11 protein-coding genes are annotated in these 11,824 nt (G+C 41.1%); 2 read left to right on the top strand and 9 right to left on the bottom strand.

What is annotated here, in order from left to right; translation table 11 throughout:
• Nucleotides 1–113: 113 nt before the first annotated feature.
• The 8 genes from dnaK to gpr form a co-directional block, all read right to left on the bottom strand.
• Nucleotides 114–1,943 (bottom strand): molecular chaperone DnaK, encoded by a 1,830-nt coding sequence (dnaK, locus tag QSJ37_RS14135; RefSeq protein WP_285755742.1) that lies wholly within the window; start codon nt 1,941–1,943, stop codon nt 114–116.
• Between the two features lie 21 nt (nt 1,944–1,964).
• The gene (gene grpE, locus QSJ37_RS14130; protein ID WP_285755740.1) at nt 1,965–2,591 is read right to left on the bottom strand and encodes a nucleotide exchange factor GrpE; all 627 of its coding nucleotides are present in this window, start codon (nt 2,589–2,591) and stop codon (nt 1,965–1,967) included.
• Nucleotides 2,592–2,689: 98 nt separating this feature from the next.
• On the bottom strand, nt 2,690–3,724 hold the full coding sequence (hrcA, locus tag QSJ37_RS14125) for a heat-inducible transcriptional repressor HrcA (RefSeq protein WP_062752958.1): 1,035 nt from the start codon (nt 3,722–3,724) through the stop codon (nt 2,690–2,692).
• 76 nt (nt 3,725–3,800) lie between these two features.
• On the bottom strand, nt 3,801–4,949 hold the full coding sequence (hemW, locus tag QSJ37_RS14120; RefSeq protein ID WP_285755739.1) for a radical SAM family heme chaperone HemW: 1,149 nt from the start codon (nt 4,947–4,949) through the stop codon (nt 3,801–3,803).
• A 74-nt stretch (nt 4,950–5,023) separates the two neighbouring features.
• Nucleotides 5,024–6,853 carry a translation elongation factor 4 gene (gene lepA, locus QSJ37_RS14115; RefSeq protein ID WP_483313615.1) on the bottom strand — a complete coding sequence of 610 codons (1,830 nt, stop codon included), beginning with the start codon at nt 6,851–6,853 and terminating at the stop codon, nt 5,024–5,026.
• Between the two features lie 210 nt (nt 6,854–7,063).
• Nucleotides 7,064–7,393 carry a YqxA family protein gene (locus tag QSJ37_RS14110; RefSeq protein WP_285755737.1) on the bottom strand — a complete coding sequence of 110 codons (330 nt, stop codon included), beginning with the start codon at nt 7,391–7,393 and terminating at the stop codon, nt 7,064–7,066.
• Nucleotides 7,394–7,407: 14 nt separating this feature from the next.
• Nucleotides 7,408–8,607, bottom strand: a complete 1,200-nt coding sequence (spoIIP, locus tag QSJ37_RS14105) for a stage II sporulation protein P (protein ID WP_285755736.1) — start codon at nt 8,605–8,607, stop codon at nt 7,408–7,410.
• An 87-nt stretch (nt 8,608–8,694) separates the two neighbouring features.
• Nucleotides 8,695–9,813: a GPR endopeptidase gene (gpr, locus tag QSJ37_RS14100; RefSeq protein WP_285755734.1), complete on the bottom strand. Its 1,119-nt coding sequence runs from the start codon at nt 9,811–9,813 to the stop codon at nt 8,695–8,697.
• A gap of 222 nt (nt 9,814–10,035) precedes the next feature.
• Here gpr and rpsT point away from each other — a divergent pair, with 222 nt between their 5' ends.
• Complete coding sequence (gene rpsT, locus QSJ37_RS14095) at nt 10,036–10,305, top strand: 30S ribosomal protein S20 (protein WP_015864556.1); 270 nt, start codon at nt 10,036–10,038, stop codon at nt 10,303–10,305.
• 49 nt (nt 10,306–10,354) lie between these two features.
• Here rpsT and holA read toward each other — a convergent pair whose 3' ends face one another.
• Nucleotides 10,355–11,389 (bottom strand): DNA polymerase III subunit delta, encoded by a 1,035-nt coding sequence (gene holA, locus QSJ37_RS14090; RefSeq protein WP_285755733.1) that lies wholly within the window; start codon nt 11,387–11,389, stop codon nt 10,355–10,357.
• A 285-nt stretch (nt 11,390–11,674) separates the two neighbouring features.
• Here holA and QSJ37_RS14085 point away from each other — a divergent pair, with 285 nt between their 5' ends.
• Nucleotides 11,675–11,809: a YqzM family protein gene (locus QSJ37_RS14085; protein WP_017435613.1), complete on the top strand. Its 135-nt coding sequence runs from the start codon at nt 11,675–11,677 to the stop codon at nt 11,807–11,809.
• Nucleotides 11,810–11,824 lie beyond the last annotated feature (15 nt).

Genomic DNA, 11,824 nt, shown 5'->3' with positions numbered 1-11,824 from the left:
TAAGGGTTATTTTACATTTATCTCTTTTTTATTGCAATAGATTTAACCGGCATCTCCTTATTAGCAAAAAAGTCAAAGCCAAGACAGGCCTGACTTTGACTTTTTTAGATTTATTATTTGTCGTCTTTTACTTCTTCGAATTCTGCATCGACAACATTTTCGTCTTTTTTCTCAGCGCCGCCGGCTCCTGCCTGCTGCTGAGCTTGTGCTTGTTTTGCCGCTTGTTCGTATAGCTTAATGGAAAGCTGCTGTACGATTTCTTGAAGCGCTTCTTTCTTTTTGCGAATGTCATCGATGTCGTTTTTCTCAAGCGCAGCTTTTAACGCGTCTTTTGCTTCTTGCGCTTTTTTCACTTCTGCTTCGTCTACTTTTCCTTCTACCTCTTTTAATGTTTTTTCGGTCGTGAATACTAATTGGTCGGCTTCGTTGCGAAGTTCTGCCGCTTCTTTACGTTTTCTGTCCGCTTCCGCGTTTTCTTCTGCTTCTTTAATCATTCGTTGAATCTCTTCTTCAGAAAGACCGGATGAAGATTTAATCGTAATGGATTGTTCTTTGTTTGTGCCCAAATCTTTCGCGCGAACATGGACAATACCGTTGGCGTCGATGTCAAACGTTACTTCGATTTGCGGTACGCCGCGTGGTGCAGGTGGGATATCTGTTAATTGGAAACGGCCGAGCGTTTTGTTGTCAGCAGCCATCGGACGTTCGCCTTGCAGCACATGAATGTCAACCGTTGTTTGGTTATCGGCTGCCGTAGTGAAAATTTGTGATTTACTTGTTGGAATCGTTGTGTTGCGTTCAATTAATTTTGTAAACACGCCACCCATTGTTTCAATTCCAAGCGATAGCGGCGTTACGTCAAGAAGAACGACGTCTTTTACTTCACCGGCAATGACACCGCCTTGAATCGCCGCGCCGATCGCTACCACTTCGTCTGGGTTAACGCCTTTATGCGGCTCTTTTCCAAGCTCGCGTTTAATCGCTTCTTGTACCGCTGGAATGCGCGTCGAACCGCCGACAAGGATCACTTTATCGATATCCGAAGGCGTCAATCCCGCATCTTGCAACGCTTGACGTACCGGTCCCATTGTCCGTTCAACTAGATGGGCGGATAGCTCTTCAAATTTCGCTCTTGTTAATGTCGTTTCTAAGTGTAATGGCCCCGTTTCATTTGCGCTAATGAACGGCAATGAAATTTGCGTTTGCGTTACGCCGGAAAGTTCTTTTTTCGCTTTTTCCGCAGCATCTTTAAGGCGTTGCAACGCCATTTTGTCTTTGGATAAATCGATGCCGTGTTCTTGTTTGAATTGCTCTACTAAGTAATCGATGATGACTTGGTCAAAATCGTCGCCGCCAAGATGGTTGTCGCCGGCAGTCGCTTTTACTTCAAATACCCCGTCACCAAGTTCAAGGATCGATACGTCAAACGTACCGCCGCCTAAGTCGTAAACGAGGATCGTTTGATCTTCTTCTTTATCCAAACCGTACGCAAGCGCCGCTGCTGTCGGCTCGTTAATGATCCGTTCTACTTCCAATCCAGCGATGCGCCCTGCGTCTTTTGTCGCTTGGCGTTGCGCATCGTTAAAGTACGCCGGAACGGTAATTACCGCTCTTGTCACTGGTTCGCCTAAATAGTCTTCTGCATATGATTTTAAGTATTGTAGAATAATTGCCGAAATTTCTTGTGGTGTATATTTTTTTCCTTCAATTTCTACCTTATAATCCGTTCCCATATGGCGTTTAATCGAAATGATGGTGTTTGGATTGGTAATTGCCTGACGTTTGGCGACTTCTCCGACTAAACGTTCGCCGTTTTTAAACGCCACAACAGAAGGAGTGGTTCGGTTTCCTTCTGGGTTTGGAATTACTTTTGGTTCGCCGCCTTCTAGCACAGCGACGCATGAGTTGGTTGTACCTAAGTCAATACCGATAATTTTACTCATAAACATCACCCTCCTACTACTTTATTGGCTTACTTTCACCATTGCTGGACGAATGACACGATCTTTCAGTTTATAACCTTTCTGAAATTCTTCCACAACTGTATTCGGCTCATAATTGCTGTCTTCTACTTGCATCACGGCTTGATGCAAGTTCGGATCAAACGGTTTGCCAACCGCTTCGATCGCTTCTACTCCTTCTTTTTTCAGCGCATCCAACACGGAGCGATACACCATTTCCATTCCTTGCAGAATCGATTTTGCTTGTTCGTTATCAGCCTCTATCTTTAACGCACGCTCAAAGTTGTCCAAAGCAGGCAAAAGGTCGCTAACCAAGCTTTGGGCGCGATATTTTTCAGCTGCTTCCATTTCCATTTTTGTACGACGGCGGAAATTTTCAAAATCGGCGTATAAACGAAGATAGCGGTTCTCCATTTCTTTTATTTTCGCTTCCAGTTCAGCAATTTTTGCATTTGCCGCCGCCAATTCATCGTTTTGCTCTTCTTGTGCTTTTTCTTGCTCTTCTATTTCAATTTCTTCTTGATGTTCATTTACTTCATGTTTCTCTACTTTTTCCTCTTGCGGTTCCGTATTTAACGGTTCCTGTTCGTATGTAGCCTGTTCTTGTGCTGCTTTCTGCTCTTTTTCCATCGGTTTCACCTCCCTTTAAAGCGGCCTATTCTATGTATAAATAGTCACAAGGAAAGGATGGATTGTGCAAATCCATCCATTATCCAATATGACCATTGTTAATTGTTTTGATACCATTTTGTCAATGCGGTTGATAAGTCAGAAGCGACACGATTTAAAATGGTAATGACACGTGAATATTCCATTCGTGTCGGTCCAAGGATAGCGATCGTCCCCAGCTGTTCATTGCCAATCGAATACGTAGCGGTAATGAGGCTGCAGTTTTCCATTCCGCTTAATTGATTTTCCCGGCCAATCGTTACTTGAATTCCTTTTCGATTATGTTTGCGCAACAACCGGTAAAAATCTTTTTCCTGCTCAATCATTTTCATTAGTGAACGGACTTTTTGAATATCGCTAAATTCAGGCTGGTTTAACATATTCGTTGTCCCGGCAAAGAACATTTTTTCTTCTTGCGGTATGTCAAGCGTATCTACAATGGTTTTCAACATGCTGTCATAGTTATGAATATGCGTTCGCAAAACGTCCGCCACTTCTTTATAAATTTTATCTTTCAAATCTATAAGCGGAACCCCGATTAACCGTTCGTTTAAAATATTGACCATTTTTTCGAGGTCAGAAGGGTTTACAGAAGCAGGAACGGTAATCACATGGTTTTCCACATGTCCTGTATCTGTAACAATAATGGCTACAGCTGTTTGCTGATTCAGCGGAATAATTTGAATTCGTTTTAACTTATTCTCTTTCACAGCTGGCCCAAGTGCAATCGATGTATAATTTGTTAAATCAGATAAAATTTGCGCTGATTTTTGGACCACTTTCTCCAGTTCATAAATTCGCTCAGCAAAAATAGATTTGATTTTTTGAATATCTTCCTGTGTCAAACGTTGCGGGGACAACAAATGATCGACATAATAACGATAGCCTTTTTCCGACGGTACCCTGCCTGATGAAACATGCGTTTTTTCAATATATCCAAGTTCTTCTAAATCAGCCATTTCGTTGCGGATTGTCGCCGAACTTAAAGCAATTTCATGTTTTTTCGATAACGTCCGCGAACCGACAGGCTGTCCTGAACGAATAAAATCATCGATAATGACTTGTAAAATAAGCAATTGGCGATCCGTTAACACGCTCATCACCTCTGTTAGCACTCAAACATCCCGAGTGCTAAATCTATTATTACAGTATCAAATCCATATGCTAATGTCAATGTTTAGATTCCGCGATAAACGCTTGAAACACCTCGTTTCCTAGCAATTTCCCCCGATGAGTCAATCGAATATGCGTTTGTGTTTCTTCGAGCAGCCCTTTTTGTTTTTCCGCAGCGATCGCTCGGCCAAATACATCATGGACGCTCATCCCAAACTTTTCAAGAAAGCGCTGCTTAGATACTCCTTCCGTTTTCCTTAGCCCCAAAAACATTTCTTCTTCCATTTGTTCCGATACCGTTACATGGTGAACTTCCAAATACGGGAAACCTGTTTCTTGAACTGTCTCAATATATTTATTGATCGGTTTGATATTCGCACGCCGAACGCCGCCTACGTAGCTGTGAGCGCCCGCGCCAATTCCATAATATTCTTCATTGTTCCAATACGTTAAGTTATGGCGGCTTTCAAAGGAAGGACGCGCGTAATTACTAATTTCATATTGGTGGTACCCGTGTATTTCCATTTGCCGCATCGCTTCTTCATACATTTGCGCTTCTTCTTCCTCAGTTGGTAATAGCAGTTTTCCTTTTCTCATCAAATTGTAAAAAATGGTTTTCGGTTCAATGATGAGTGAATAAGCAGAAATATGTTGAATGTCAAGAGAAAAGGCGATCTCTAAATCCGCTTGGAACTGTGCTAACGTCTGTTGCGGCAGTCCGTACATTAAATCAATGCTAATATTTTCAAAACCGATTTCTTTTGCCAAGGCAATCGTTTTCATGACATCTTCATAACGATGAGTTCGTCCAATTGCTTTTAATAATGAATCATCAAACGTTTGAACACCGAAACTTAAGCGATTGACCCCCGCTTCTTTTAACAACTGTAGTTTTTCTTTGGAAAGCTCATTCGGATTTGCCTCAAACGTAAACTCTACTTCATGAATAGAAAAGCGGAAATGCTTATAAATGCTTTGCAGGAAAAAATCGAGCTGCTTCATTTCTAAAACAGTCGGGGTTCCCCCGCCAACAAACAACGTATCAATCCGATCCGTTGGAAATGCTTCCACCGTCCGTTTCATTTCATTTTCCATTGCTTCTAAATATTCATCGACTGGCTGTCCATGAAAAAATACTTTATTAAAATCGCAGTAATAACATATTTGCGCACAAAACGGAATATGGAAATAAGCTGATTTTACCAAGATAAACATCCTTTCTTAAAAATAAACAAGGCTATCCCAAAAAAGCGAAGAGACAGCCTTGTATACAATCTTCCTTACTTTTTATTATCGTCGATTTTTAAGATCGCCATAAACGCTTCCTGTGGAACTTCCACCGAGCCGATTTGCTTCATTCGTTTCTTTCCTTCTTTTTGCTTCTCAAGAAGCTTTCGTTTCCGTGATACGTCTCCACCGTAACATTTCGCCAAGACGTTTTTGCGCAACGCTTTAATCGTGGAACGAGCGATAATTTTATTGCCGATTGCTGCTTGCACAGGCACTTCAAACTGTTGCCGAGGGATTACATCTTTCAATTTTTCTACAATCACTTTCCCACGTTCATAAGCAGAATCACGATGAACAATGAAAGAAAGCGCATCAATTTTTTCGCCGTTAAGAAGAATATCCATTTTCACGAGTTTCGACGGTTTATAACCAATCAGTTCATAGTCAAACGATGCGTATCCTTTTGTGCTTGATTTTAGTGTATCAAAGAAATCGTACACAATTTCCGACAATGGAATTTCATAAATTAATGTTACTCGTTTTTCATCTAAATATTGCATATCGACAAAGTTGCCGCGTTTTCCTTGGCATAGCTCCATCACTGGTCCGACATAATCGTTCGGCACCATAATGGTCGCTTTTACATACGGCTCCTCGACATGATCGATTTTTTGTGGATCCGGCATATTGGACGGATTGTCAACTTGGACTTCCGTACCATCCGTTAAATATACTTTATATACAACGCTTGGCGCTGTTGTGATTAAATCAATGTTAAATTCGCGTTCAATGCGCTCTTGAATAATTTCCATATGCAATAATCCTAAAAAGCCGCATCGGAAGCCGAACCCAAGCGCTTGCGATGTTTCCGGTTCAAAGTGCAAAGCAGCATCGTTCAATTGCAATTTTTCTAACGCTTCGCGCAAATCGTTATAACGTGCCGTATCAATCGGATACATGCCGCAAAATACCATCGGATTTAGCTTACGGTATCCTGGCAGCGGCTCCGCTGCCGGATTTTCCGCATCGGTAATCGTATCGCCGACGCGCGTATCGCTCACATTTTTAATGGACGCAGTTAAAAAGCCGACATCGCCCACCGTTAATTCATCGACCAGCTTCGGTTTCGGCGTAAACACACCGACTTCTGCCACTTCAAATTCTTTGCCTGTCGACATCATTTTAATTTTTTGCCCAGGCTTTACTGTTCCATCCATCACGCGAATATAAGCAACTACACCGCGATACGAATCGTACATCGAATCAAAAATAAGCGCTTTTAACGGTGCATCCGGATCTCCGGACGGTGCTGGAATTTTCTCAACGATTTGTTCCAAAATCTCTTCGATGCCAATGCCGACCTTCGCAGAAGCAAGTACTGCTTCCGATGCGTCAAGCCCGATTACCTCTTCAATTTCTTGACGAACGCGTTCCGGTTCAGCGCTTGGCAAATCGATTTTATTAATGACCGGCAAAATTTCTAAATTATTATCAATCGCTAAATAGACGTTTGCCAGCGTCTGTGCCTCAATTCCTTGTGCTGCGTCGACGACAAGAATCGCCCCTTCGCAAGCGGCAAGGCTCCGCGACACCTCGTACGTAAAATCGACATGCCCAGGTGTATCAATTAAATGAAAAATATATTCTTCGCCATTTTTTGCTTTATACTTTAACTGAACAGCGTTCAGCTTAATCGTAATTCCGCGCTCCCGTTCCAATTCCATCGAATCTAGTATTTGTTCTCTCATTTCCCGCTCCGAAAGCGCTCCGGTTTTTTCCAAAATTCGGTCTGCCAACGTCGATTTTCCATGATCTATATGAGCGATAATGGAAAAGTTGCGAATTCGATCGCGTCGTTTTAATTTCTCTTCCCGATTCATCATTTTCTCACTCCCGCTATTTCCCGAAACTACACTAGCTTTGATTATAGCAACACAACAAGCAAGATTCAATGACATAGTTTTGCAAACTTTCATGATGATAAAGAAAAACATTGGCGAAAATTTGTACTATTCCGCCAATGTTATCACGCCATCTTTCTATTTATTTTTGATCACATAGAAACATGCCAATAACACGCTGTTTTCCTATCATTTTTCGAAAAAGGAAAGCACCTGTTCCATCAATGATCTTACCGCTTCGGCAAATTGTTTGCCAAGCTCGGAAAACAGATTGAACGTTTTCATATTTTCGATTTTTTCTTTCTTTTCTTGCAAATCTTCTGCCATCACTTTGTTTCCCAATACGGACGCTTCTACTTCCCCATTTTTGTCTTTTGAAATATGAAATACGGAAGGAAACGATGAATCATCATATCCTCTCATCTTTTGCAGGCCTTCATTCGCCTGCTGCATGCCGAGCAACACTCCAAAAAAAAGAATCATTGCCGCTAAAAAAAATTTAATAGTAAATTTAACCATACCACTCCGCTCCTTTATCGTTTTTCTGCCGGTGCGGGTGCTTGAACTTTTTGCGCTTGCCAATAATATTCGCTAAAAACATCGGCAACAGCAGATACAGACCGGAATAGCTCTTCAAACGTGTTGTCGACTCCACCAAACTCAATTAAAATCGCATTTTCCGATAAGTCTTGATTAAACTTTCCGTTCGTTTCCGCTCCTTTTTTTTCGATAACCCCTCGGCTCAGCCCAGGATATTTCTTTTGCAGCAAATGGTGGAGTTGTGTGGCCAGCTGCAAATTTTTTTCGTACTTTGCGTTTTCTCCTCCGATAATAAACGCAATGCGGGCATAATCCACTCCATTAATCGTAACGGTCGTATATTTCCGTCTTCGTGAATCACGGTGAATATCGATCAAATATTGCAAATCATGATTGCGGCTCATTGCTTCGACAACTGTTTTTCTAGACATATCGTACGCTTGGTAATATTTCATGCCTTTTTTCTGCAGCTCTCCTACAATATCAATGGTGCTTACTTCCGCTCCAATTCCTCGTTTTTCCATCTCTTCCGCTAGTTTTTCTCCCACTTTCGTGATGTTTACTGTGCGATGAAACGCTAAATCAGGATCTGTAACTCCTTTTAAGGCAGGCAAGTACGATTCACGTGTATGTGTATGATAAATATATACAACTTTTTTTCCTCCTGTCGTTTGGGACGGTGGAGGAATTTGTTTTTCATTATTTTTTTTGTCTGCTTCTTCCAAGTTCTCTAAAGAAGCTTGCCGTTCTGCTAGCATTACCTCCAGCGGCGGAGCAGATTCGTACGGCATGTTTGTATAATCCGTCCCTTCCCCTGCTACGATAATTTTGCTGTCATACAGCGCAAATCCCGGGAGCTCGCCGCCAAGCAAACTGCGCGGGTCGTCAGGGTTGATGCTTGTGGCCATGCGAAACAATAATGCTGAATAATTCGGCTTTTGCCGCTCCTTTGGCAACAGTTGCGAAAAATAATGATTTTCAAAACTAAATAAATGAATAAACGTTTCTTGTGAAAAATGGTTCGTCATATTGTTGACAGAGGAAGACGAAATACGGTATTCCGGTTTTAATGACGTAATAGCTCCTACTAGCATAAACATCATCATACATCCTAATACCGCTAAAATAATCACTTTTTTTAGACTCGCACCTTGTACCGTAACCATCATTTGCGGAGAACGCCACTTTTTCATGTTCTCACCCTTTCCCAGCTTGTCTACTAATTTAACGTATGGGCAAGCCAGGAAAGATAGAACTTCTTTTTTCTCTATTTTATTTCATTAATGTGTATAAGAACCGGTATTATCTTGATCAATTTGTTCATGCAATGCAGCATTTAATCCGCTCGCTAATAAATTTGCCATATCTTCAATAAACATATCGACTTCTTTCGGAGTAACCATTAAATTATGACCGAGTGGAGAAAGCACTTCATAAATGAGTCTGCGTTTTTCTTCTTCCTCTAACGTGCCAATTATGCCAAGAAATGTCGAACGTTGCTCCGTTGATGGCATATCTTCCTCTGTAAGCTTCTTTTTCTTTCCAAACGTCCATCCCGCTGGAGCGAGAGCACCAGACGGCCGCTTCCCTTCACGCATTTCCCTTCCAAAATGTTTTAAAATAAAATCGATCGTATCACTTGTAATCGATACAGCATCGACAACCGTTGGAACACCGATAGAAATAACGGGAATACCTAACGTTTCTTTACTTAATTCTTTTCGTTTATTCCCTACACCTGAACCTGGATGAATTCCCGTATCAGAAATTTGAATCGTTGCGTTGACCCGTTCAATCGATCGTGCCGCTAACGCATCAATGACGATCACAAAATCTGGTTTTGTTTTTTCCACAATTCCGTGAATAATATCGCTTGTTTCAATCCCTGTCGTCCCCATCACACCTGGAGCAATCGCGCTTACTGGACGAAATCCTTCTTCTACGCTCTCCGGTTGAAGATAAAATAAATGTCTTGTAATAAGTAGATTTTCCACCGTTAGCGGACCTAACGCATCTGGTGTCACATTCGAATTACCTAATCCTACAACAAGACAGCTTGATTCTTCTCTAATGTCCAATTTTCGCAAAAATGCGTTGAACTCTTTCGCAAATATATCTTGTACTTTCTGTTGCAACTCCGTATTATGTTCACGAATTCCCTGTGCTTCAATGGTTAAATACTTTCCCGGTTTTTTACCAATCGATTTTGCTCCTTCTTCCGTTACTTCTACATGCGACAATTTAATCCCGTCTATTTCGCGATCGTGAATAATGACTCCTTCAATAGGGGAAGCGCTTTCCCTTTTTTGTTGGAGACGCTCTTCCACAGCTATTTCATGTGCTTCGATCGCTAAATCGGTTCGTACCGAATACATGCTTAAATCGATTGAGCGGTTCATATCGTTCCTCCTAAAACGTATCATTTTTCTTTTATTTTCACCGCTTTTTGCATTTTCCATTCGTTTTGCGCAAACATTTTCGCAATCAGTAAAGTATTTTTGCTTGAATACTCTTGCATAATTTAACCTCGTTTGATAGAATAACACTTGTTCTTACATGTTCCTAATAACGGAAATGATCAACCAAGGACAGAGATGGCAAGATGACGGAGGTGAGAGAACGTGGCAAACATTAAATCCGCAATTAAACGTGCAAAAACAAGTGAAAAACGTCGCGCTCATAACGCTTCAATGAGATCTGCAATGCGTACGGCGATCAAAAAATTTGAAGCGTTTGTTGAATTAAAAGATGTGGAAAAAGCTCAAGAAGCATTCATCATTGCTTCCAAAAAATTAGACAAAGCGGTAACAAAAGGTCTTATTCATAAAAACACAGCAAGTCGCAAGAAATCCCGCTTAGCAAAAAAACTAAACAGCATTATTGCATCTTAAGAAAAACGACCTGGCAGCAGGTCGTTTTTCTTATTCTGATAAAATTGTTTCATTGGATATTCTTTGCGATCCCTTCATTCCATCTCATCAACAATAGCTCCATAACGAGCTGCCTGTCCATTGTTCCGCTCTTCATTTCATAGTCAGCCTCAGCAATTTGCCGCATCACTGTCGTAAGCTCTTCTTCCGAAAACAGCGCCGCTTGTCCCATGGCAAGTTTAATCCGAAACGGATGCACATTTAAGATGGAAGCAATTTGTTGCTGCCCATATCCTTTTGCCGCAAGCCATTTTACTTGATATAAAAGACGAAATTGACCGGCAAGAAGCGATAAAATTTTCAGCGGCTCTTCATTATTCTCCAGCAAGTCATAAAATACTTGCAGTGCATCACCGATTTGCCGTTTCGTCACTTTCTCCACTAATACAAACACATTTTGCTCCAACGTGCGCGATACAAGCTTTTCAACGGTTTCCTGCTGGATCATTCCGCCCGGTCCAACGAACAAAACGAGCTTGTCCAATTCGTTCGCAAGTGTCATTAAATTCGTTCCTGCCAGCTTTAGCAAAGTGTCAATCGCATGTTCTTCCACCATTACGCCGCTTTGTCCTGCTCTTTCCACAATCCATTCGCGCAGCTCTTTTTCGGCAAGCGGAGATGCGACAAAAACTTCCGCGTGTTCCTTCATTAGCTTCGTTATTTTTTTGCGTTCATCTAGTTTTTCATACGGTCCAACGAAGACGACAATCGAAAAAGGGGAAGGGGACATTATGTACGATTCTAATTTTTTTAAGTCATGCTCTACTTCTTTCTCTTTCTCCGCTGTAAAAAAATAAGGATTTTTAATAAGAATCACTCGTCTTTCCCCTAAAAACGGAAATGTTTCCGCATCTTCTAGCGCTGTTTGCACAGGAGTATCTTCGCAGTCGTACACAGATACATTAAATTCCCGCTCTTCTTCCGTTAATACCGTACGAACCAGAAGTTCATACGTTTCCGTTAATAAAAATGATTCAGTTCCATACAATAAATAAAGGGAAGACAAACGTCGTTTTTTAATTTTTCCCCAAAAGTCCGCCACCATATTTCTCTTCTCCATTCTGTCTGCAGTCTTTCTATGTTGAAAAGATACAACGTTTTTCTTATTTTTACAAGGGAATCGGTCAGCGGAAAAACCGATTCCCCTTTATATAAACGTTGACAAATAAGTCCTAGGACCTTATTTGTCAACGGGTTATCTTTATCTTTTCCCGGTCGTAAAAAAGTATTTGTGTTAACTGTTGTCAATGAAGGAAAGGAATAAGGAGGATATAGATTTTTTTTTCTTTTTCGTCTATACTAAAAATGATTGCACGAGGAGGGGTAAACGATGAACGTATTTGAAAAAGATGTACAAAGCAAACGAAATGATGCTGTTGACTCTGCTGTTGGTTTTATCGTTTCATTCGGTTTTTTTGCAACAATGTTTATTATCGCGACATTGATTAAATTTTTCGGTTCGTGAAGAGATTGCTTACAT

The sequence above is a fragment of the Parageobacillus sp. G301 genome (genome assembly GCF_030268025.1).
Taxonomy (GTDB): domain Bacteria; phylum Bacillota; class Bacilli; order Bacillales; family Anoxybacillaceae; genus Parageobacillus_B; species Parageobacillus_B toebii.
This window is presented reverse-complemented; position numbering and strand designations above follow the sequence as displayed.